Origin of the sequence: Limnobacter thiooxidans, from assembly GCF_036323495.1 — a bacterium.
GTDB lineage: Bacteria > Pseudomonadota > Gammaproteobacteria > Burkholderiales > Burkholderiaceae_B > Limnobacter > Limnobacter thiooxidans.
In genome coordinates, this window is the sequence record NZ_AP028947.1 from 2,706,580 (window position 1) to 2,728,319 (window position 21,740).

Consider the following 21,740-nt stretch of genomic DNA (forward strand, 5'->3'; position numbering starts at 1 on the left):
GGCTCAAACCAAACCACCGCCAGCGCAGGCAACGCCCCGCAGGACCTGCAATTTGCCACAGCCAAAGTCAGTGACATGGATTCAGCCGTGCTGGCTGATGTCAAGGAAATGGCCCATGAGCACATTCTGGCCATCATCGAGAAAAAAGGCGCCACCTTCGCCAAGATGGACAATGCCGCCCTGGGTAAATTTATCCAGGGGGAGGTGCAAAGCCTGATCTACGGCAAACAGATTCCGCTGAATGATTCTGAAGTGGCCTTCGTGGCCGATTCGCTGTACAAGGAAATCGCAGGCTTTGGCCCGCTTGAAGACTTGCTGGCTGACCCCAACGTCGAAGACGTGATGATCAACGGCTACAAGGACGTGTACGTGTCCAAGATGGGCCGAATGGAACGGGTGCAAGCCCGCTTTGTCGACAACGCCCACCTGCTGCGCATTGTTCGCCGAATCCTGGCACCGCTGGGCCGCCGGCTGGATGAATCCAGCCCCATGGTGGACGCGCGCCTGCCCGACGGCAGCCGGATCAACGTCATTATTTCCCCATTGGCCCGCGACGGCGTGGTGGTGTCCATCCGGAAATTCCGCAGCATTCCCTTGCGCGCCGAAGATCTGATGGGCCTGGGTACATTCGATTCCCGCGTATATGAACTGATGCAGGAAGCCGTGCGCAAGCGCTGCAACCTGGTGGTCAGTGGTGCAACCTCCACCGGCAAAACCTCCATGCTCAACGTGCTCGCGGAATTCATTCCTGCAGGCGAACGTTTGATCACCATTGAAGACACAGCCGAATTACAGCTGAATCACCACCACGTGGTTCGCCTTGAAAGCCGTCCGGGTGGCCATGAAGGTGCTGGCGCAATATCCATTCGCGACCTGGTGAAGAACAGCTTGCGTATGCGCCCTGACCGCGTGGTTGTGGGCGAAGTACGGGGTGCAGAAGTATTGGACATGCTGCAGGCCATGAGCACCGGCCACGACGGGTCCATGGGCACCATTCACGCGTCCACTCCACGTGACTGCCTTCATCGCCTGGAAATGTTGTCCGGTTTTGCAGGTTTCACCGGCAATGAAATGAGCTTGCGTCGACAAATAGCATCAGCTCTTGACCTGATTGTACAAATTGTCAGGCTGCCTTCGGGCAAGCGCCGCATCTACAGCATCACGGAAGTGGCAGGCATTGTAGATGACAACATTCTGCTCCAAGACCTGTATCGCCACGAAAGCCGACTGGGCCCGGATGGACAGGAACTGGACAACTGGATACCCGTGGTGCCTTACCCCAAAAACCCGAAAATTTCTCACATCCGCCTGACATGACCTTCGGACTGATCGCCACCGCACTGATTTTCATCTCCGGAGCCTTGCTGCTGCTGGGCAAGGACGCTGAAAAACAAAGCCGAAAGCTTGCCGAAAGCAGGCTGGATGTTGCGCTGAGCAAATCCAGAGACCCGCTGGCCCTGGAGAAGGACCCGCTACGCAAAAAATACATTCCCCAGTGGATCACTGACAGTCTGATTTCCGCGGGCTTGACCCTCGATCGGGCACTCGGAATCCGATTGGGCCTGTTCATGCTGCTGCCCGCATTCACAGCGCTGATTTTTCGTGGACCTGCCAGTGCAACTGGTGCACTCATTCTGGCCTTTCTAGGTGTCGCTGCCTATGTGTTGTATCGTCAGCGCAAACGCCGCTTGCAAATGCTGAGCCAGTTACCTGCGTTTCTGGATGGTGTGGTGCGTGTCAGTGCTGTGGGTTACAGCTTGACCGTGTCATTCAACACTGCCCTTGAAAATGCCGAACAACCCCTGAAAGAAGCACTGGGGCTGGCTGTACAAATGCAGTATGCCGGCCTGGAACTGGATCAGGCCATGCACCGGCTTGCACGCGTCTACGGGCTGACCGAATTCAAGTTGATTGCGTCGGTTGTGGCACTGGCGTTGAACTACGGCGGCAAAAGTGACATTTTGCTGGGTCGCCTGGCGCAGTACCTGCGCGACCGCGAACAACATCACCAGGAAATGCTGGCCATGTCTTCCGAGGCACGTATGTCCGCAGTGTTCATGTGCTGCCTGACGCCCGCACTGGCCGGCATTATCCTGACATTGAACCCCGCCTACCTGGGCACCATGTGGAACGACGACACCGGCCGAATGCTGCTGATGGTGGCTGGCCTGTTGCAGGTGTTCGGTGCAGCAATCATTTACCGCATGGTCAAGAGCATTTAAGGACACACCCACATGAGCATGGACACGTTGTTGTGGATCGGAATTTTCCTGCTGGGCTTGGGGTTTCTAGGCCTGGCCTGGAGCCTGCTAAACCAGTCCAGTCGAAAAGAAAAAACCCTGGAAAGAATTGAACAGTACATTGAAGAACGCCGGCGTGTTCAAACCTCGACTGCCGTGCGCAACCAGGTGCCAACCAGCGCACTGACCAACCGCATTGACCGGCTTGGACAACAATTCAGCCAAACCAAAGCGTTCGGCCACTTCGTGGAAGACGAAGACAAAAAACTGCTGGGGCGCGCGGGCTTTGGGCGCGAAGAAGACTTGAGTCGGTTTGTTTTGATGCGCATCAGCCTGGCCCTGCTTGGCTTGGGCATCGGACTTTTCCTCAACTGGGGCAGCGGATTCAGCACCACCGCCATGATCCAGATTGTAGCCATTACCGGCATTGGCTTCATGGCGCCCAAGTGGATCCTGAAAACCATTGGTGAAGGCCGGGAAGCGGCTTTCGAGCGTGAACTGGTGGCCATTGTGGATGTCATGCGACTGCTTCAAGGCGTGGGCCTGAGTGTGGACCAATCCATTGAAATCATGGCCACTCAACTGCGCGACCTTGTGCCTATAACCGGCCGCATGCTCTACAGAGCTCGGGCACAGGTGAAATCGGGTGTGCCTTGGAGTGTCATTCTCAAAAAAATGAGCTCGGTCTATTCCAGCGACGAATTTCGTTCCTTTGTCCAGGTACTGGAACAAATCGAGAAATTCGGTGGTGCAGTTCAAGAACCACTAAAACAGTTTTCTGACCGGTTGGTGGAGAAAGAAAGGGCCAATGCCAAGGAAGTAATGGGCAAACTGACTGTTAAACTGACAGGCGTGATGGTAATCACAATGCTGCCAGCCTTGTTGATCATGACAGGCGGACCCGGCATCATTTCCATCATCCGGGCATTTGAACGAGTCGGAGGTTAAGCGTGCCAAGCAGTTTACTGAACAGAATCCCAGCAAACAGGGCCTTTGCCACGTTTGTACTTCCCCTAGTGCTTGCGGCCTGTGCCACACCACCTGCTGGCAATACCACGAGTGACCCTGCCCCCAGCCCGGAGGTCAATAACACCTCATCAAGCATGTCGGCGACAAGCCCGCCCCAGCAAGCCTTGATCGAAGCTGAGCGCAAAGAAGAACTGCGTGAAGACGAGCAAAGCCGCAAGGCCCGTGTTGAGCGCGAGAAAAATCTGCACTTGAAACTGGTGCAAACCATGGTTGAGCAAGACAACGCTTATGCCGCACTTGCCCACCTGGATGCATATGACCAGAAATGGGGTTCAGACCGTCCCAGCAAGCAACTGCGTGCAGATGCCCTGCGAAAAACCAGCCAGCTCGACCAGGCGGAACTGGTGTACAAATCGCTGCTCGGTGGCAAGGAACAAGTCAAAAGTGGCCCAGCCTGGTACGGTTTGGGCAAGGTGTCGATTGAGCGCGGCGACCTGAAAGGCGCAGTGACACGGCTTGAGAAATCAATTCAGGTTGATCCCTTGAACATCAATGCCTATTCGGACCTGGGTCTGGTCTATCTTCTCGAAGGTCAGAAAGAACCCGCTTACAACACTTTGATGAAAGCCAACCAACTGGCCAGCGGCGATGTGAAAGTCATGGCCAACCTGGCGTTGTGGGGTTTGGTGTATGACGATTTCAACATGGCCATGGACATTGCAGACCGCCTGCAATGGTCGGACAACACCCGCAATCAGGTGATGTCACAAGCCAACTCGATCAAACGGCGTTTTGACGCCAAAGGAAACTAGCCATGAACACATCCACCCGCTGGATTTCAACCTTGCTGATTTGCGCCGCACCGGTGTTGGGTTTTGCACAAGACGACTCGGCTCCATCACCCAGTACCGCAGGCCTGACCGACGCTGAAACCGGGCTTAGCACTCGCACCTGGCTCAAAGAACAGGCCGAAGGCATGAATCGGGGTGAAACAGAGCCTTACCGTGCCGAATCTGCCGGCAAGGCCTACCGCGCCTATGCTGATGCGATCGGTTCGAAAGATCAAAAGGCGCCCGTGTCGCAGGTCTCCACCATCAAAACCAACTGATTCACCGCAAGTGCTTCATTTAATTCTCCGCTTGCTGTCCTTTGTCACTGGGCAAAGGCTGTTGACCCCGGAGGAAACTGCGCGCCTGCAATACGACCTGATGGACTTGCGTACCAAGCAATTGGCAGTAGAAAACCTGTCGGGTCAACTGCGCACGGAATTGAAACGCCAACAGGCACAAGCCAGCGAGCGACTGCAAACGGAGCAGGCTGAACACCAACTTGAGCTGACCGCCCTGCGAGCCGAGATCAAAAGCCTGCAAGTCGCCTATTCACAACTTGATCAAAGTGTGGACCTGGAAACCCAGCGGCAAATGAAAGAGAACAATGATCTGCTCAGCCAGTTAAACTGGCTGTCGGGAACGATCGCCCACGACTTCCGCGCCCCCCTGCGCGCAATTGATGCCTACTCCTTTTTCCTTGCGGATGAACTGGGTGACAACACCCCACCCGAAGCAAGCCGCCTGCTCGAAGAAATTCGGCGCAACGGCAAGCGCATGGGCGTCTTGCTCGATGCCCTGATTGAGTACCTGCGCCTGGGTGTTTGCCCTCTCAATATCCAGACCCACGACCTTCGGGAAACCCTGGTTCAGGTGGTGAATGAGCACTTTGATTTTTCACCTGTATCCATTGAAATTGAGGCGCAGGGGCTTTGGCAATTTGACAAGCCGCTGATGATGCGAGCCTTCAAGGAACTGATCGACAACGCCGTGAAATTTTCCAAGGATCAGCCTGAGGCCAGGGTCAAGATTCGCCAGGCTAGCCCCAATCACCTTGAGATCATTGACAACGGCGTGGGCTTTTCAGAGGAACACCAGTCACAAAAATTCCAGCTGTTTCACCGCATGCACGGCAATGACGAGTTCGAGGGCGAAGGCATTGGCTTGGCCACTGCTGAACGGATTGTCTCCCGCCACCACATGACCTTGACACTGACCCGGGTTGGCAACCAGACGGTTGCCAACATCCAGCTGCCCGAGCGCACACCCAGGCCGGGTTGATTTACTGCTGCATGTAAGCCCTATTATTGCTCAGACCACCTTAGACAGCAGCTCTAGCAGCCCCGGTAGCTTGCCCAGGTCTCGCCGTGGGAGTGCATGCCGAACCTTGTTGCCCTCACCAGACGTATCGACCAAGGCGGCGCCTGGCCCGGGGCTTGGCAGGTTTCTGAACACCAACACCACTGGGGTTATCGCTGTTTCACCCCGGATCAAGCTGCAACCGATCTGGTTGCCAGTAAGCTGAACGAGACTACCTGCCGGGTAAATGCCCAATTGCTCAAGAATAATGGCGGTGAAGCAACTGTAAAGGTGATCGGCTTGTGCAAACAGGTCTTTCACCGCCTGCTCGGCCGTGAAGTTGCTTCGGTAGTCCCGCTGCGCCATGCGCGCATTGAATGAATCACACACACTGAGCAGGACCGACCCCACATTGCTGTTGGACACCTGGTTGGGGTAACCACTGCCATCCGGCAATTCGTGATGCATGCGAACCGACTCAATCCACACCTCGTCTTTCACACCCAGCAGCTTGAGCTTGTTGGCACTTTGCTCAGGGTGCTTGCGAATGGTTTCGCGTTGGTCCCGGGTCAAAGGTTCGGTCTGGGCTCGCAGACGGGCTTGCAAGGTCAACATGCTGATATTCATGGTCAATGCCGCTTTCAAATGCGACATCAACTCGGCCTCGGAAAACTGGTTGCTGCACATGCCCACACGCATCAAGGTCAAGGCCACGAGCATGTGGTGCATCACCGGGTAATCGTCCGAGGTATGCCAGGCCAAGTAGGCATAGGCCAGATCGAAATGATGAACCGCAATGTGACGAAAACGCTCGGCCAGTTCGTTGAGGACGGGCACAAAGGTTTCAGGTTCTTCATCCACAAGTGCTTTCGACAATACTTTGTGGCAACAGTCCAGCTCTTCAAACAGATCCTGTGCCTGCAAATACAACAGGGTGGATTGAGTCAGCTCGGTTTCCAGAGCAACAAGGCTTTCCCCGGCCACGCGCGATCCCGGGGTAAAACGCTTGCCGGAATAAAGATACAAATGCTCTGGCGAGAGCGATTTGCGCTGCAAAAGGGGTTGGACAACCTGGGCATCTGAAATATTGATCAACATGGGCACACTCCTCTATGTCCACACTATGACGGCTTTCGGTGGCAGGTCAGCATCGCCCAAGCGGAGGAAGCCGGCACCGGTGATGCGAAAAACTGGAATTAAAAAGGGGGTTTATTCAGCAATTGGCTTGCGGCTGAAAAATGGGAACCTGAATGCATTCCAGATTCAGGTTGAACACCATGCAAGCCATACAACTGCACGCAACACCTTACCAAGGCCGTGACTTTGCCCACACTTTGGGTCTTCAGGTGGAAACCCGCACACCAAGTGCCGAATGCGATCTGGACGAAGCGTTGGCTGTGCTGCTGAAGGCTGTACGTCAAAGCAAAAACCCGAACGCCATGGATGCCCTGGGCACCTTGCTGGGTTACATGGAAAGCCTGGAGAAAAACCAGACAGCCCAGCGCGGTGCGCAAGGCCTGGTCAATTTGAGCAATCCGATTACCATGAGCCTCTGACTGACTTTCTTGACCGAAGCGCTAGCAACAACACCAAGCCCTGCGCCAGAAACCCGATTCCGCTCCACATGGGCAATGAAAGCCCCAATAAAGGCGGATATTCCTCGGTACACAAACCATCGGCAGTGAACATATCGGGCCAAAGGCTAACCCAAGGCAGAGCATTCAAGGTGTTTTGCAGTGGATCTACTCCGCAGGTTTGAAGCGGGTTGGACAACACCCACACATGGTAAAAGGCTGTACCTGCACCAGCGATAAAACCCGTGAGTGTCAGCAAGGCAAACAAGCCAGCAACAAAACCGCCTTTCCGGCTTAGCCCCAAACCAAGAAACCCCAATAAGGTAGCCAAGTACGCATAGCGCTGGACAATGCACAGAGGACAAGGAAACCAGTCTTTGCTGATTTGAAAAAACAAGGCTGCAGCCAATGCACCCGCGCTAATCAAAAACCCAAGGGCTGCCCAAGGCTTTACAGAAGTGTGTTGCATCATGATTGTGTCGTGGTTTCAACCCACTGTTGAGTCTCGTTAAAAGTTGTATTCATCAATTCGAGTGCACGGGCGGTGTGATCGCTCACCGTGGTGTGTTCCAGGCAAAGGAATGCGTACCGCAGCTTTTTGAACCCAATGGTTCCTGCGGCGCCTGCACTGCGATGAGCCATGGATTTAAATGCTTTTTCTTCGAACGAAAAAGGATTGAAATTGGGCACCATCCAGATTTCACGGGTTTCTTCGAAAAACTCGAGCGAAAACTCGCGAAGCATTTCCAGCCCCAATTCGCTTTGCAAACGGCCCCATTGATCAGAATCGATCAAGGGCTGCTGTTCAAGTTCTTCAACGCAATACATGGCAATTACCCGTTTTTTGTGGTGTTTTTTTGTTGTTCACTCTTCAAGGATACTATTTGATTGATCCAACAAAAGCTTTAAAAGCCTATACTGAAGCGCCGTTCAATGAATTTTCAACCCCAAAAAGCATGAGCAATACCCTCGAACAACTAAAAAAGGTCACCACAGTTGTGGCCGACACAGGCGACTTCCAGACCATGGCTGCGTTTCTGCCTCAAGACGCGACCACAAACCCGTCCCTGATCCTGAAAGCGGTCCAAAAACCACAATACTTGCCATTGCTTGAACAAATCAAGTCAAAGTACGGGTCTGAGCCGCTGGACCTGCAAACCGACCGTTTGCTGGTGGCTTTCGGCACAGAAATTCTGAAAATCATTCCGGGCCGGGTGTCCACTGAAGTGGACGCACGCCTGAGCTTTGACACCCAGGGAAACATTGAACGCGCCAAACGCATTGTGGAGTTGTACAAGGCCCAGGGAATTGATACAGAGAAACGTTTGCTGATCAAAATTGCCTCAACCTGGGAGGGTATTCAGGCGGCCAAAGTACTGGAGGCCGAAGGCATTCACTGTAACCTGACCTTGTTGTTCTCGCCCATTCAAGCCCACGCCTGTGCACAAGCCAGCGTTCAACTGATTTCTCCTTTTGTGGGCCGAATTTACGACTGGTTCAAAAAATCGGCAGGAAGCGCCTGGGATGAAGCAGCCAATTCGGGTGTAAATGACCCCGGTGTAAAATCAGTGCGACGCATTTATGCCTACTTCAAACAAAACGGCATTCGCACCGAGGTGATGGGCGCGAGCTTTCGCAATGCCGGGCAGATCAAGGCGCTGGCCGGTTGCGACCTGCTGACCATCAGCCCTGAATTGCTGGCTGAATTGCAGGCTGACAATTCCGTATTGAATGTCGACTTGAACACGGCTTGGGTTGAAACACAGCCGCGCGAAACTTTCCCCGCTGGCGAAGCCGCATTTCGTTATGAATTGAACGCAGATGCCATGGGTACCGAGAAACTGGCTGAAGGCATTCGGGCGTTTGTGAAAGACTCGATTACGTTGGATGGTCTGCTGAAGGGCTAATCCTTCGCAAGGCGCATGCTCTAGGTCGTATACGCTTCTTTCGTTTGGTCAGGCGCATGCCCATTCTTCGTTTGCAAGGCGCATACCCTCTTCCGCCGAAAGCCTGTATTTCCCTTTTTGAATGTCACACTGACTCACCGAGGTTCGGCAAAAAAGATGGCCGAACCCGGTGTCGGCTTGCAGCCGAACGTGGCGTGTGAATTCAAAACGGGCAGGCTTTCCTGAATGGCGGTGCGAGGGCCATGCCGCCTTCGCAAACTTGAAAGGGCTACGCCTACGACTTGCGACGACTTGCGACGACTTGCAGCGACTTGCAGCAACTTCCCGTGACCTCCTGTGACTTCCAACGACTTCCAGCATTCGTTGAATCACCAGCCCTTTCTCCGGCGTGAGTTGTCCGCCTGAGAGGTATTCATTGCAACCAGCCCACTGTCACCAGCGCAAGTTCGCAGCCTTCGAGGTGTTCAATTGCTGCATCATCTTGCCGATTCAGGGCAAGGCTTCCCGGCTGATTCGCAGCGCGGGGCGATTGCGCCAGCAATCGATGCGAGGACGCCATTGCGTCTCGCATGCCCCAAGCCAGAATCAACAAGACGGGAAATCAGCCTTGACCAAGGCGAGATGAGCAGCAACGAACATCTCGAAGGCCTGCGCTACGAAAGCATTGATGAGCAGCATCGAACACCGAACAAGGCTCGAACGGCAGCCTCAGATTACGCCATCGTCCGCCATGCGCTGTATGTCCTGCGCCGTGTATCCCAGATCAGCCAACACCTGCGCATTGTGCTCCCCCAACTTTGGCCCAAGCCATCGGGTCTGGCCCGGCGTGTCACTCAGCTTGGGCACTACCCCCGGCACTTTCAATGTGCGGTCGTCACCAAACGGATGTTCTTCAATCATGCCGCGCGCGGCAAATTGAGGGTCGCGCACAATGTCTTCAATGCTGTAAATCTTGCTCACCGGCACATCGGCCTGTTCCAACACCTGCAATGCCTCATCGATACTGCGTTTCTTGCACCACTTGGCGATCGTATCGTCAATCAGTTCGGTGTGGCGGACGCGCCCATCGTTGCTGGCCATGTCGGGGTTTTCGGCGAAATCAGGGCGATCAATCGCCAGCATCAGGCGTTTGAAAATTGCATCGCCATTGCCACCAATCACGATGAAGCCACCGCAACCACAGGTGTAGGTATTTGAAGGCACAATGCCGGGCAAGCTCGCACCTGAACGCTTGCGCACCACGCCAGCAAAATCATATTCCGGCAACAGGCTTTCCATCATGTTGAACACCGATTCATACAGGGCCACGTCCACCACCTGCCCTTTGCCGGTTTTGTGACGATGCTGAAGAGCCATCAAGGCACCAATCACCGCGTGCAGACCAGCCAGTGAATCGCCAATCGATATACCTACACGCACGGGTGGCCTGTCGGTGTCACCACTCAAAAAACGCATGCCACCGATGGATTCGGCAATGGCACCAAAACCAGGTCGATCTTTGTAGGGGCCGGTTTGTCCATAGCCACTCAAGCGCACTACAATCAAACCGGGATTCAGCTCTTGCAACTGGGCGGGGCTCAAGCCCCATTTTTCAAGCTGACCCGGGCGAAAGTTTTCCACCAGGATATCCGTGCTTTGAATGAGCTTGCGCAACACATCCAACCCGGCGTGCGCCTTCAAATTCAAGGTCAGCGATTTCTTGTTGCGTGCCTGTACTGCCCACCACAATGAATTGCCCTCGTGTAGCACACGCCATTTCCGAATGGGGTCGCCACTGCCAGGGGTTTCAACCTTGATCACTTCGGCGCCAAATTCGCCCAGCATGCGGCTTGCAAAAGGGCCGGCAATCAATGTGCCCAATTCGAGCACGCGAATACCCGTCAAGGGCCCCTGGTTGGCAGGCACTTCCGGGGTGGATGCTTCCGTGCTGTTGGTGGTGTTTTCAGTCATGTTGGCAAGGGGAAGTTCAGTGCGTGAAAGTCACTCAGAGGCCATGGCGGTCAAGGCGATGGTGCTCAGTCGGTTTCCGTGCCCAACTGCCGGCGGTCCAGCAAAGCTCGGGCCACAGTACTGGGGTCGGTGTATTCAAGTTCGCCACCAATGGGTACACCCCGCGCCAGGCGGCTGACCTTCAAGGCCATGCGGCGGATGCGGTCCGTGAGAAACACGGCTGTGGCTTCGCCCTCATTGGTGAAATTGGTGGCCAAAATCACTTCCCTGACTTCGCTGTCATCAAGGCGTTGGCTCAACTTGGGCCAATCCAGTGACTCGGGGCGAACGCCATCCAAGGGCGAGGCACGCCCCATCAGCACATAGTAGTAACCGCGATAGGTTTGAGTGGCTTCAATGGCAGCCAGGTCGGCAGGTGTTTCAACGACACACAACAAACTGGGTTGGCGGCGTGTGTCGCTGCAAATCGAGCAAACGTCGGAATGGCAAAAATTGTTGCACATGCTGCAGTGGCGAATTTCTGCCACTGCCTTGAGCAAAGACTCACCCAATGCCGTCGCTGCCTGGCGATCGTTTTGCAGCAAGTGAAAGGCAAGCCGTTGCGCCGATTTCGGGCCCACACCGGGCAAGCGTTTGAGTGCCTGCACCAGGTCAACCAGCGGGTCCAGACCATCAAAAGCGTCAAACGCGGAACGGCTCATGGGTGTTGTTTAGAATGGCATTTTAAAGCCGGGTGGCATCGGGAAACCGGCAGTGACTGAAGACATTTTCTCGGTCATCGTGGCCTCGGCCTTGCGCACGGCATCATTGAATGCAGCGGCCACCAAATCTTCCAGCATGTCTTTGTCTTCACCCAGCAAAGATGGGTCAATCGTGATGCGCTTGCAGTCGTGCTTGCAGGTCATGACCACTTTGACCATGCCACCGCCAGATTGGCCTTCTACTTCCAGTGCGCCAATCTCGGCCTGCATTTTGGCCATTTTTTCCTGCATTTGCTGGGCTTGCTTCATCAAGCCGGCCAATTGGCCTTTCATCATGTTCATCTCGGTATTTCTCCTTTCAAATGTCGGCTGGGCCAGTGTTGCTCAGCGTCCTCTCTGAACCTGAGACCACTGTTGCGCCCATCAAGTTCTGAATGTCTTTTAAAAACGGGTCTTCCTGCAAGGCTTGCTTGGCCCCTTCAAGGGCCTGCCTGCGTGTTTCACTTTGTACGGCGTGGGCTGTTTGCTGGGCTTCGCCAAACTGCATCTGCAAACGCACGGTGCAACCATAATACTGCCCCAGGGCCGTTTCAAGGCGGGTCACCATGCTGGCTTCCGTGTAAGCCTTGATTGCCGTGCGCAAATTGATTTGTAACACATCGCCGTCGCGCATTGCCTCAACCAGTTCGGCCTGCACCAGGGCCTGCCGGGTCAAACCCTTGGCGGGCACTTCCTGGGAAACCTGTGGCCAATTGGCAGCACTGGGCAAATCTCCGCTGGCCGATTGAACCATGGGCGGTGCGGAAAATGGCACTGCACCCTGGGCAAGCGACGTGGTTGCAATGGTGACTGAAGATGCAGGAATTGCCTGCATTGATGAAGATCCGGATTTGGCAACGGGTTCGTCATCAGCCGTGTCCCAAGGTGGCGACTCGTCAAAATCATCCACTGGAGTGGACACTGAAGCAGGCGGTGAAGTAAGCACCTCCGCCATCGACACTGCCGGCGCGGTTTGCACAGCCACAGGCGTGTCATCAACACGCGCATTTACCTGCGAACTCGTTGGAGCTTGTGCGGGGGTATTTGATTGAACATTCACTGGCAGGTTGACAGGCGCAGTCGCACGGGGAACAGGCACCGCGACCTTGGCAGCACTGGGCGCAAACGCAGGCGCGGTTCCTGAAATCGTTGCGGTCGAGGGTACAGAACGCGCCACACTACCCTGCCCACCCGGCTTGAAAGCCAACATGCGCACCAGGGCCATGGAAAACCCGATCGACTCTTCCGGCGCCAGGTGCAATTCTGCACGGGCATGGGTCGCGATCTGGTAAATCAACTGAAGGTCTTCTGCGCCAAATGCACCCTGCAAGCTTTGCAAAGCAGCCTGGTCAGGATCGTCGATGTCCAATCCGCCTGCGAAATGGGCCACTGAAAGCCGATACGCAATGGCAGCCAGCTCATCCAGAATGGCACCGAATGGCGCACTGGCGGCAGCCAAGGCATTGCCCAGTTCAAGCAGCGCCTTGCCATCGCCTTGAGCCAAGGCCTGCAAAATTTGATGCACCACCTGCTGGTCGACGGCACCCAACATGGTTCGTACCGTGTCTTCGCCAATCTGGCCTGCGCTGTAGGCAATGGCCTGGTCAGTCAAGGACAAGGCATCGCGCACACTGCCGCGGGCTGCTTTGGCCAGCAGGCGCAATGCGCCGGGCTCAAAAGCAATCTGTTCCTCGGTCAGAATATGAGCCAGGTGGTCAGCCAGTTGATCGGGGGGCAATTGGCGCAGGGCAAATTGCAGGCAACGCGACAGCACGGTGGCGGGAATTTTTTGGGGGTCGGTGGTGGCCAGAATGAACAGCACATGGCCCGGTGGTTCTTCCAGCGTTTTCAGCATGGCATTGAATGCACTGGTTGACAGCATGTGCACTTCGTCGATGACGTACACCTTGTAGCGGCCTGCAGTGGGCGCATACATTGCATTTTCGAGCAAGGCACGCATTTCATCCACTCGGGTGTTGGTGGCAGCATCCACTTCAATCAGGTCGACAAAACGGCCTTGACTGATTTCAACGCAAGCCTGGCATTTTCCACAGGGGGTACGGCTGATGCCCTGTTCGCAGTTGACGGCACGGGCCAGAATTCGGGCAATGGTGGTTTTGCCCACGCCGCGTGTGCCGGTGAACAGATAAGCGTGGTGAAGGCGCTGGTTGTCGAGCGCGTGAGAAAGGGCTTTTACCACATGCGCCTGGCCCACCAGAGAATCAAAGTCTCGGGGTCGCCATTTCCTGGCCAAAGCCTGAGAAACTGTTTGATTCATGCAGATTGGGTCCAGTAATTTGACCAAAACAAGAGGCGAGCCAGAACCCCGGCACTGACTTCACGGTTGTGGCTGCTTCCTTCCGGACCTGACCAGGTTGGCCGCTACGCCATGCGGGGAGGCCCGCCAAACTGAATTCTACACCGAAGTCAGCCAGTGAACTTCGCCGTGGCGGTCAATCAAGGCAGCTTGTGTAGGGGCTGGTTTGCAGCCACGGTTCAAGGTTTGGTCCACTAAGCCCACGTATTCAAGCACTTGCCGGGTGTAATCGGGCAAATTCAGCTCGGTCACAGCCCACTTGTAATCCAGCACAAGGAAACGATCGTGCAATTCAAGTACCCGGTCTGCACGCAATGAACGACCATCACCCCGAACCCATTCCAGTTCATTGAACACACGGTGTTGGCTGGCTTTTGCCCCCTGCATCCAGGGCTGCAATTCAACTTTCTCCGCGAGCAGGCGGCAGGCCTGTTCCACGTGCATTAACTCGTCATCGCGCAAGGGGCGAAACATCATTTCACAGCGAAGTTGTACTTTCGACCACCAACCCTGAAAGTCCGTCTCAGCCAGTTCGTCGACCCATTCCAGCGCAGCATGCCAGGCCGTGCCCTTGCGCAACTCGGGAGAATCAGGGCGCGGCACCACTTTGCCCACAGGTTTGCTCAAGGCTTGCAGCACAGGAAATTGTGGCCTGACCCACAAGGCGGGTGGATCAAACAGACCCGTCAATTCAAACTGCTGCGGCAACAAACCTGCTGGTTGTTCAAGAGGTTTGGCAGCCCCATCGGCATCAAGCCAGTTGTCGTGAATTTCTGTGGCAAAAGGCAGCAGACGCTCATACCAGCCTTTGGCCGCCCCGCGCTTTTCACTGCCACTGAGGTGAATGGAATGGCGGGCACGGGTCAATGCCACGTAGAGCAGGTGATCTTCTTCGTCGGCATAAGCCTGTTTTTCAATCGTTTGCGCAGCAGAACGGCCCGGGCTGGTGTTGCCAAGGTTGGACATCACCGTGACGGAATCAGGATGCGACTCGCCCAGTTCCCAGTCAATGAGCAAACCGGCGTTGCTACCACCCGGCTTGGGCGAGGAATTCGCATCGAACAGCCAGACATGATCCGCCTCCAACCCCTTGGCAGAATGCACGGTCATGATGCGCAGAACGTCGGGGTTGGCAGGTGCCCCCTCGCTGTCCGAGCTGGCATAGGTTTGCAATTTCAGCGCCTCATCCAAAGCCTGTTGCAAATCCGGGAAACGCCCCTTGTTCAGCCCCAGTGCCCAAGCCTTCAGCCAGTCCCAGTGTTCGGCCATCATCACGCGCTGGCGAGGTGACGCAGTATTAAGGTATTTTTCCGAGGCCTGTGTGTCTTCAACCACGGTGGTCAGGGTTTCAAACAAGGGCAGCGCACGCGCCATGTTCAACCACCGTAACAACATTGCATGCAGACCGCCCCAGGCTGAATCGCCCTGTTCAGCCAATGCCACAAGCGTGGCCCACACGGTGGTGGTCTGCGTGCTGTGGGCTGCGCCGAGCAAGACCTGAAACCTAGCCGATGACAAGGCGATCAGGGGGCAACGCAGCAATTGCAGCAAGTACAGATTCTGATTGGGGTCATTCAGAAAACCAAGCAAGGCAATGGTGTCCGACCAGACCACCGAGGTGTAACGCTCGCCCTTGTCTTTGATGGTGTACGCCAGGCCTGCTTCACGCAAGGCCGCCATCAAAGGTAAGCCACTTTGGTGGGCGCGAATCAACACCATGACCTGGCTGAGGTGGTCGATACTGCCCTGCTTCAACCAATGTTGAAGTGTTTGCACCACCTGCCTGGCTTCATCAGGTCCACTGTGTTCTTTGGCAATTTTTGGGTAAACATGAAGGCCGCCCATTTGCCGTACTGGTGTGCTGGCCATTTCCGTTTCCGCCAAGCTGGTGTGGGCGCGAAAAGCGGTTTGCCCTCGTGTATTGCCTGATTCAAAAACCTGGTTCACCACATCCACAACAGCCTTTGAGCAACGGCGGGTGGAGTCAGATTCCAAAGTTCGAGCACCGAAGTATTCAATCAGCCATTGCCGGGCGTGGTTGAACAGCCGAGCCTCGGCACGGCGAAATCGGTAAATCGACTGCTTGGGGTCGCCCACAAGAAATACACTGGGTTTGTCATCGCCACTGTAATCCTGCAGCCAAAGTTTCAGGATGTTCCATTGCACCGGGTTGGTGTCCTGAAACTCGTCCACCAGCAAATGGCGCACGCGCGTGTCCAGTTTTTGCTGCATGTAGGCGCGTTGTTCATCGTCCATCAACATGCGCAATGCGGTGGCTTCAAGGTCATCAAAGTCGCACAGGCCCTGTTCTGCCTTGATGGTTTTGTAGGTGTCGAACAAGGGCTCAATCAACACCTGCAATGCGCGCGTGGCCAGCAGGTCGCTTTGGTCTTTTTCAAGCTGCAAAGCCTGAACAAACTGATTTGCCAAACCTTCAAAGAATTGCACGTAGGTGGTTTCATCCAGACCACTTTTCAACTGGCCACCAGTGGGTTTGCAAAACAACTTGGCGGGCTCGTTCTTGCCGGTCAGGCACAGGGCTTTCAACTGCCCAAAAACCTCAATCAAACTGGTCGTTTGATTCTCAAGACCAGTCAGTGCTTTTTCAATGGTATTGGCATGTTCTTTCTGCTTGGGCGTGCCCATGGCCAGCCATTGTGCGGCGGTCCACCACAGTGCAACAAAGGCTGGCGACTTCAACACCTCGACCGGCCATTGCTGGTGATCTTCAATGCCGAACACGGCGTTCAAAGGGGGTGCTTCGCGATTGCCAAGCCACAGGCTACAAGCCACGCGGTTGCTCAATGCGATGCGCAGCACTTGCCGCATCACCGCGCGGTCCATGTGTGCTGCCAGCGTGTCGAGGGCAGTCAGCAGTTCGGCGGGTTGCGCGCCCTGCAGCAAATCTTCGGTAAGCGCATCAATTGCGGCATCCATCCAGAATGCGGTTTGATCGGTGGGTTCACTTTGCCTGGAAAATCCGCTGGCCAATGGTGCCATTTGGCAAAGGGATGCAAACCACCCGTGAAATGTGTCAATGGTCACACCGCGCGAATTGGTCAGCACCTCGCCCGCCAGCGCGCGGGCTTTTTGCAAATTGGCCTCTGTGGGCAAAGCACCCCGTTCAGTCAACAGCTTGCGCAGTTGTACTTCATCGAGCAAGGCGCATTCCCGCAACAGGCTGAACAAACGTTCTTGCATTTCCTGCGCGGCTTTGCGCGTGAAAGTAATGGCCAGAATTTGATCTGGCCGCGCCCCATCGAGCAACAGGCGAAACAGGCGTGCCGTGAGCAACCAGGTTTTTCCGCTGCCCGCGCAGGCCTCAACTACTACGCTGTTTGCGGGGTTGCAGGCAATACCGGTGAAGTCGGGTTTTGGCTCACTCATTGACTCAATGATTGACTCACTCATCATCGCCCTCCTCGCCCAGTGTTTCATCCGCGAATTCGGGCAGGCTTTCAGGCCTGCACACACCGCGCACAGCACACCATTCGCACGCATCGCCAGGGTTGGCCTGCCACACGGCTGAACCGGAAAAAAACCTGTCCAGTTCATGGGCCAGTTCGCCAAGCAACACTTCGCCCCATGAATTGAAACCGTGCTGACGCCATTCATCGGTCAAGGGCGGGAAGGTGACCCAATCCACCTCGTCCTTGTGAAGCCCCAGAAAATCCAGTTGGGCAGTGGGGCTGTTCAGCATGGCCTGGTAGGCGGGCAATTGTGGCTGCGAAAGCGGCTCTTGCAATCGTTTTTTCAACACGGAAGGCTTGGTGAACTTGATGTCGGAAATGCCAAGTTCCTGACCGCGAACATCGAGACGGTCAACCCGCCCTTTCAAAGTGACTACAGCACCGCTGGGTTGAAGCATCAAGGGATGTTCAACCGTTTGCTCGGCGCCCTTGAATTGCCAGCCTTGAATTTTGCGTTCCATCAGTTTGCCGGCCACACGCGGCACAATCTGTTCAAAGAATTTCAGAAATGGATAAACCGTGGCACGGTCAGTCAAATCGAGCTTGCCCCACACCGCCTGGGCCTGATTCAACAAGGCTTGTTTCCAGAATTCAAGCTGGTTTGTAGCGTCACCGGCATTTGCCATGTGTTGCGCTGTTTTTTCCAGCACCTTGTGTACAAAAATACCGCGCAATTGCTCATAGCGCATGGCGCTGTCGTCGTACTGCGCAGGCCATGGCAATGCATGTTTCAAGCCAAAGCGCAGGCGGCAAGCCACCCAATCGTCCAGCGCAGTCACACGAAGCGACTCCGGCTTTGAACTTCCAGCTGGTAATGCCGCTAACTCCAGTGGCGGCTCAGCCTGCTCTCGCACTTGAACTTCGTGGTTTGGCAATTGCCTGTGCCAGCGGGAAGACCAGTGCGAATCCATTTGCTGCATGTCGTGGCGCGCGGTGTCGCGCAATACGATATCGAGCCACGTCAGTTCAGGCAAGAGCACTTCCGGTTTGCCCGCGACTTGTGCGCTGTGCAGCAAGGTGATTTGTCCACTATTCAGAAGCAACTCATGAAGGGCGGATACCTTCTGGATTCGTGCCAGGCGCGGCCCGGCAAAACCCAATTCCTGCGCCACGGCAGGTGGAAGCAGACCCGGCGGACTTTCCTGAAAATGCGACTGCGCGCAGCCCAGGACCAACACGCGCTTGAACTGCTGCATGCGCGTACTCAACAGGGGCACCATGCGAACCGGGCTTTCGATGTCCTGCGGCCTGAACCGTTGCGACTCGGCCCAACTTTGCCAGGCGGCCACAAATTCGCGCGCATCAAACCTGGTTTGTGCGGGCACCTGGCGCATCAGGCCAAGCACAGTCAGCAACTGTCGGCCGGCTTCATCCTGCTGCAAGTCCAAATCAAGTTTGTATTTCGCAAACAGATCAGAAAATGCGGAGGCCCATTGGCACAAGGTGTGGCTGTTGCCTTCTTTTCCGAAAGCCCAAGGTTCAAGTTGCTCCAGCAGCACGCCGGTGAAAGGCTGGGCAATGCATGTTATCTGGCCGTGCTCAAGATACTGCTGCAACAAGCGATCAAACCAGCCGGCCACGCTGGAAGTGGACAATCGCCAACCTGTGCGGTCGTCCACCAGCACCCCAAACTGCGCCAGTAACCCCACCAGCCTGCGGGCTGCGAGACGATCCAGCACAGCCACTGCAATCTCGGTGCCAGGCTCATGACGCAACCAATCCAGAATTTGATGGGCCGCCTGCTGCGCCTGCGTGGTTTCATCGGGGGCGACCTGCAACACCACCCGGCTGGGCTGCTGCGCAAACCGCCTTGTACAGAGATCGTGCCAGGGCTTTGGCCCTTCAATGGCGGGCAGGCTGAACACTTGCACCGGTGCGTCGGGATAAAACAATTCAAGCCAAAGTCCCGGTATGGTTTCACCATCATCAAACCAGACCACCTGTTTCGGTTCCCTGTGTTCCGGGACGGCCCGCGCAGGCAGCAAGGCGGTCAATTCCGTGGCATAGGTTTGGGCCAATGTGGCCACCACCTGTGCTTCTTCCGCCGCAAAGGCATTGTTCTCCGAATAATGCGCCAATGCACTTGTGTTGCGTTTTTGCACCAGCACCTGGCGCAAGGCCAGTTCAAGATATTCCTGGGCCAAGGCCCACAATTGCGCGCGGGACGAGCCACCAGCCAGACGGGGCAATTCGCGCAATACACCAACCAGGTCAGCCTGCAAGGCCAGCCAGGGACCCATCGCATTGGGCTGGCTCAGGCGGTCAGCGGTTTGAACCCAAGGCCCCAGCGTGGACTGGCCTTGGTGATGGCGGGCCCACTGGCGTCTGAAATCCGATACGGTTTCAATGCGCGGCATGACCCACAGCACGTCACTGGGTAAAATGCGGGATTGCTCAAGCCAGTCAAGTGCAGCTGTAAAAGGAGTGGCCTCAAAAGGCGTGTCGGAGGTAATGTATTGACTCAAAACGTGTGTTTGGTGTGCGTTTAGACTGTGAAAACCGGCATGGATTTGTGTTTCTGTTCAATTTCGCTGTACCATTCAGAATAGCATTTTCTTAAATAAAGAACTTTCATTGTCTGCGCGTGCGTTTTAACCACCCAGATGCGCTTTGTGAACACCTCCAAAGCAATTACCCACTTGAGGAATTAAATGAGCAGTGACCTGATCAAACACGTCAGTGACGCATCTTTCGACAGCGATGTTTTGAAAACTGCCGGCCCTGTGCTGGTGGATTACTGGGCTGAATGGTGTGGTCCTTGCAAAATGATCGCCCCGATTCTGGATGACCTGTCGGCTGAATACAAAGGCAAACTGCAAATTGCAAAAATGAACGTGGACGAGAATTCCGAAACGCCTGCCAAGTACGGCATCCGTGGGATTCCAACCTTGATGCTGTTCAAAGACGGCGCAGTTGTAGCGACGAAAGTGGGCGCATTGTCCAAATCACAGCTGGCCGCGTTCATTGACAGCCACCTGTAAAATTAAAAGAATCGAGTAACCCGGCCTCGTGCCGGGTTTCAAAACACCTCGCCTCAGTACTACCTCCATCCTTCGTTAACCTGATCACCTCGCGGCATTCGCCACCTACACACAGCAAAACAATATGTATCTATCTGAACTAAAAACGCAACACGTCTCTGCCCTGCTTGAAGTGGCTGGTGGCCTGGAAATCGAGAATGCCAACCGCATGCGCAAACAGGAATTGATGTTTGCAATCCTGAAAAAGCGTGCCAAGAACGGTGAACAAATTTTCGGTGATGGTGTGCTTGAAGTGCTGCCTGACGGGTTTGGCTTCCTGCGCTCGCCAGAAACTTCTTACCTGGCCAGCCCGGACGACATTTATATTTCTCCCAGCCAGATTCGCCGCTTCAACCTGCACACCGGTGACAGCATTGAAGGTGAGGTTCGCACCCCGAAAGACGGTGAGCGTTATTTCGCACTGGTGAAAGTGGACAAGGTCAACGGCGAAGCGCCTGAAGCCAGCAAACACAAAATCCTGTTTGAAAACCTGACACCGTTGCACCCGAACCAGCCTTTGAAGCTGGAGCGCGACATGCGCGGCGAAGAAAACAACACTGGCCGGATTATCGACCTGGTGGCTCCAATCGGCAAAGGCCAGCGCGGCTTGTTGGTGGCACCACCCAAGTCGGGTAAAACCGTGATGCTGCAGCACATTGCGCATGCCATCACCGCGAATCACCCCGACATTACCTTGATTGTGTTGTTGATCGACGAACGTCCGGAAGAAGTGACGGAAATGATGCGCTCCGTGCGTGGCGAAGTGATTGCCTCCACGTTTGATGAACCTGCAACGCGCCACGTTCAGGTTGCTGAAATGGTGATCGAAAAGGCCAAGCGCCTGGTTGAACACAAGCGCGACGTGGTCATTCTGCTTGACTCCATTACCCGCCTGGCGCGTGCCTACAACACGGTGGTGCCCTCCTCCGGCAAGGTACTGACCGGTGGTGTGGACGCCAACGCACTGCACCGTCCCAAGCGTTTCTTTGGTGCGGCCCGTAACATTGAAGAAGGTGGCTCACTGACCATCATCGCCACGGCACTGGTGGACACCGGTTCCCGCATGGATGAAGTGATTTACGAAGAATTCAAGGGTACCGGCAACATGGAAATCCACATGGAACGCCGCATGGCGGAAAAGCGTGTGTACCCAGCCATCAACATCAACCGCTCGTCGACACGTCGCGAAGAACTGCTGATCAAGCCCGATCTGCTGCAAAAGATCTGGGTGCTGCGCCGCCTGCTGCACGACATGGACGAAATAGCGGCAATGGAGTTCCTGATGGACAAGATCCGGCAGACCAAGAACAACGCCGAATTCTTCGAAATGATGAAGAAGTAAGCAACAAAGTGAGGCGAGGTGAATTTTTTCCCTCGCCTTATTTTTTTGTATCATGCCCCCAAGGCCACCGCCATCCTTTGCCCAG

Annotated in this window: 20 protein-coding genes and 1 other RNA gene; 10 read left to right on the forward strand and 11 right to left on the reverse strand. The window is 55.2% G+C overall.

From position 1 onward, the window contains the following. Positions 1–75: 75 nt before the first annotated feature. The 6 genes from RGQ30_RS12320 to RGQ30_RS12345 are packed head-to-tail and all read left to right on the forward strand — an operon-like array spanning position 76 to position 5,317. Entirely contained in the window at positions 76–1,317 is a 1,242-nt protein-coding gene (locus tag RGQ30_RS12320) for a TadA family conjugal transfer-associated ATPase (RefSeq protein ID WP_298217047.1), read from the forward strand. Then, the gene (locus tag RGQ30_RS12325; protein WP_130557935.1) at positions 1,314–2,222 is read left to right on the forward strand and encodes a type II secretion system F family protein; all 909 of its coding nucleotides are present in this window, start codon (positions 1,314–1,316) and stop codon (positions 2,220–2,222) included. The genes RGQ30_RS12320 and RGQ30_RS12325 overlap by 4 nt, the downstream gene beginning before the upstream one ends. Positions 2,223–2,234: 12 nt before the next feature. Then, entirely contained in the window at positions 2,235–3,188 is a 954-nt protein-coding gene (locus RGQ30_RS12330) for a type II secretion system F family protein (RefSeq protein ID WP_130557934.1), read from the forward strand. A 2-nt stretch (positions 3,189–3,190) separates the two neighbouring features. Continuing rightward, the gene (locus tag RGQ30_RS12335) at positions 3,191–4,021 is read left to right on the forward strand and encodes a tetratricopeptide repeat protein (RefSeq protein ID WP_298216573.1); all 831 of its coding nucleotides are present in this window, start codon (positions 3,191–3,193) and stop codon (positions 4,019–4,021) included. Positions 4,022–4,023: 2 nt separating this feature from the next. Next, positions 4,024–4,317 carry a hypothetical protein gene (locus RGQ30_RS12340; RefSeq protein ID WP_130557932.1) on the forward strand — a complete coding sequence of 98 codons (294 nt, stop codon included), beginning with the start codon at positions 4,024–4,026 and terminating at the stop codon, positions 4,315–4,317. A gap of 10 nt (positions 4,318–4,327) precedes the next feature. Beyond that, positions 4,328–5,317 (forward strand): sensor histidine kinase, encoded by a 990-nt coding sequence (locus tag RGQ30_RS12345; protein ID WP_338284456.1) that lies wholly within the window; start codon positions 4,328–4,330, stop codon positions 5,315–5,317. A 30-nt stretch (positions 5,318–5,347) separates the two neighbouring features. On the opposite strand, the gene RGQ30_RS12350 is transcribed toward RGQ30_RS12345, so the two are convergent. Then, entirely contained in the window at positions 5,348–6,433 is a 1,086-nt protein-coding gene (locus RGQ30_RS12350) for an HD-GYP domain-containing protein (RefSeq protein WP_130557930.1), read from the reverse strand. A gap of 152 nt (positions 6,434–6,585) precedes the next feature. Between RGQ30_RS12350 and RGQ30_RS12355 the strand changes: the two genes are divergently transcribed. After that, on the forward strand, positions 6,586–6,891 hold the full coding sequence (locus RGQ30_RS12355) for a hypothetical protein (protein WP_130557929.1): 306 nt from the start codon (positions 6,586–6,588) through the stop codon (positions 6,889–6,891). On the opposite strand, the gene RGQ30_RS12360 is transcribed toward RGQ30_RS12355, so the two are convergent. Both RGQ30_RS12360 and RGQ30_RS12365 read right to left on the reverse strand, forming a co-directional pair. Next, positions 6,875–7,381, reverse strand: coding sequence for a disulfide bond formation protein B (locus tag RGQ30_RS12360; RefSeq protein WP_130557928.1), 507 nt, complete (start codon positions 7,379–7,381; stop codon positions 6,875–6,877). The two genes, RGQ30_RS12355 and RGQ30_RS12360, sit on opposite strands and share 17 nt — an antisense overlap. Next, positions 7,378–7,737 carry a hypothetical protein gene (locus tag RGQ30_RS12365; RefSeq protein WP_130557927.1) on the reverse strand — a complete coding sequence of 120 codons (360 nt, stop codon included), beginning with the start codon at positions 7,735–7,737 and terminating at the stop codon, positions 7,378–7,380. The genes RGQ30_RS12360 and RGQ30_RS12365 overlap by 4 nt, the downstream gene beginning before the upstream one ends. Positions 7,738–7,865: 128 nt before the next feature. Here RGQ30_RS12365 and tal point away from each other — a divergent pair, with 128 nt between their 5' ends. Beyond that, complete coding sequence (tal, locus tag RGQ30_RS12370; protein ID WP_130557926.1) at positions 7,866–8,816, forward strand: transaldolase; 951 nt, start codon at positions 7,866–7,868, stop codon at positions 8,814–8,816. 412 nt (positions 8,817–9,228) lie between these two features. Here the strand turns inward: tal and RGQ30_RS12375 are convergent, their stop codons facing one another. The 8 genes from RGQ30_RS12375 to RGQ30_RS12410 form a co-directional block, all read right to left on the reverse strand. Then, a complete protein-coding gene (locus RGQ30_RS12375; RefSeq protein WP_338284458.1) occupies positions 9,229–9,387 on the reverse strand; it encodes a hypothetical protein in 159 nt (52 codons plus the stop codon). A 137-nt stretch (positions 9,388–9,524) separates the two neighbouring features. Continuing rightward, entirely contained in the window at positions 9,525–10,766 is a 1,242-nt protein-coding gene (locus RGQ30_RS12380) for a CaiB/BaiF CoA transferase family protein (RefSeq protein ID WP_130557925.1), read from the reverse strand. A 65-nt stretch (positions 10,767–10,831) separates the two neighbouring features. Next, positions 10,832–11,467: a recombination mediator RecR gene (gene recR, locus RGQ30_RS12385; RefSeq protein ID WP_130557924.1), complete on the reverse strand. Its 636-nt coding sequence runs from the start codon at positions 11,465–11,467 to the stop codon at positions 10,832–10,834. A 9-nt stretch (positions 11,468–11,476) separates the two neighbouring features. After that, positions 11,477–11,803, reverse strand: coding sequence for a YbaB/EbfC family nucleoid-associated protein (locus RGQ30_RS12390; protein ID WP_040512993.1), 327 nt, complete (start codon positions 11,801–11,803; stop codon positions 11,477–11,479). 22 nt (positions 11,804–11,825) lie between these two features. Beyond that, entirely contained in the window at positions 11,826–13,784 is a 1,959-nt protein-coding gene (gene dnaX, locus RGQ30_RS12395; RefSeq protein ID WP_130557923.1) for a DNA polymerase III subunit gamma/tau, read from the reverse strand. 31 nt (positions 13,785–13,815) lie between these two features. Then, an RNA gene (gene ffs, locus RGQ30_RS12400) (signal recognition particle sRNA small type) lies at positions 13,816–13,912 on the reverse strand. 10 nt (positions 13,913–13,922) lie between these two features. After that, positions 13,923–17,234, reverse strand: coding sequence for a UvrD-helicase domain-containing protein (locus RGQ30_RS12405; RefSeq protein WP_338284459.1), 3,312 nt, complete (start codon positions 17,232–17,234; stop codon positions 13,923–13,925). Beyond that, positions 17,227–19,758, reverse strand: coding sequence for a PD-(D/E)XK nuclease family protein (locus RGQ30_RS12410; RefSeq protein ID WP_130557921.1), 2,532 nt, complete (start codon positions 19,756–19,758; stop codon positions 17,227–17,229). Before RGQ30_RS12410 ends, RGQ30_RS12405 begins: the two co-directional genes overlap by 8 nt. A 186-nt stretch (positions 19,759–19,944) precedes the next feature. On the opposite strand from RGQ30_RS12410, the gene trxA reads away from it, so the two are divergent. Together trxA and rho are read left to right on the forward strand one after the other, a co-directional pair. Further along, entirely contained in the window at positions 19,945–20,274 is a 330-nt protein-coding gene (trxA, locus tag RGQ30_RS12415) for a thioredoxin TrxA (protein ID WP_130557920.1), read from the forward strand. Positions 20,275–20,398: 124 nt separating this feature from the next. Further along, positions 20,399–21,655 (forward strand): transcription termination factor Rho, encoded by a 1,257-nt coding sequence (rho, locus tag RGQ30_RS12420; RefSeq protein WP_008250210.1) that lies wholly within the window; start codon positions 20,399–20,401, stop codon positions 21,653–21,655. Positions 21,656–21,740 lie beyond the last annotated feature (85 nt).

Bases quoted from the DNA above. Each gene is read 5' to 3' on its own strand.
- RGQ30_RS12320 (WP_298217047.1), top strand. From the start codon at position 76: ATGGATTCAGCCGTGCTGGCTGATGTCAAGGAAATGGCCCATGAGCAC.
- RGQ30_RS12325 (WP_130557935.1), top strand. From the start codon at position 1,314: ATGACCTTCGGACTGATCGCCACCGCACTGATTTTCATCTCCGGAGCC.
- RGQ30_RS12330 (WP_130557934.1), top strand. From the start codon at position 2,235: ATGAGCATGGACACGTTGTTGTGGATCGGAATTTTCCTGCTGGGCTTG.
- RGQ30_RS12340 (WP_130557932.1), top strand. From the start codon at position 4,024: ATGAACACATCCACCCGCTGGATTTCAACCTTGCTGATTTGCGCCGCA.
- RGQ30_RS12350 (WP_130557930.1), bottom strand. From the start codon at position 6,433: ATGTTGATCAATATTTCAGATGCCCAGGTTGTCCAACCCCTTTTGCAG.
- RGQ30_RS12355 (WP_130557929.1), top strand. From the start codon at position 6,586: ATGCATTCCAGATTCAGGTTGAACACCATGCAAGCCATACAACTGCAC.
- RGQ30_RS12360 (WP_130557928.1), bottom strand. From the start codon at position 7,381: ATGATGCAACACACTTCTGTAAAGCCTTGGGCAGCCCTTGGGTTTTTG.
- RGQ30_RS12365 (WP_130557927.1), bottom strand. From the start codon at position 7,737: ATGTATTGCGTTGAAGAACTTGAACAGCAGCCCTTGATCGATTCTGAT.
- tal (WP_130557926.1), top strand. From the start codon at position 7,866: ATGAGCAATACCCTCGAACAACTAAAAAAGGTCACCACAGTTGTGGCC.
- RGQ30_RS12375 (WP_338284458.1), bottom strand. From the start codon at position 9,387: ATGCGAGACGCAATGGCGTCCTCGCATCGATTGCTGGCGCAATCGCCC.
- RGQ30_RS12380 (WP_130557925.1), bottom strand. From the start codon at position 10,766: ATGACTGAAAACACCACCAACAGCACGGAAGCATCCACCCCGGAAGTG.
- recR (WP_130557924.1), bottom strand. From the start codon at position 11,467: ATGAGCCGTTCCGCGTTTGACGCTTTTGATGGTCTGGACCCGCTGGTT.
- RGQ30_RS12390 (WP_040512993.1), bottom strand. From the start codon at position 11,803: ATGATGAAAGGCCAATTGGCCGGCTTGATGAAGCAAGCCCAGCAAATG.
- dnaX (WP_130557923.1), bottom strand. From the start codon at position 13,784: ATGAATCAAACAGTTTCTCAGGCTTTGGCCAGGAAATGGCGACCCCGA.
- RGQ30_RS12405 (WP_338284459.1), bottom strand. From the start codon at position 17,234: ATGAGTGAGTCAATCATTGAGTCAATGAGTGAGCCAAAACCCGACTTC.
- trxA (WP_130557920.1), top strand. From the start codon at position 19,945: ATGAGCAGTGACCTGATCAAACACGTCAGTGACGCATCTTTCGACAGC.
- rho (WP_008250210.1), top strand. From the start codon at position 20,399: ATGTATCTATCTGAACTAAAAACGCAACACGTCTCTGCCCTGCTTGAA.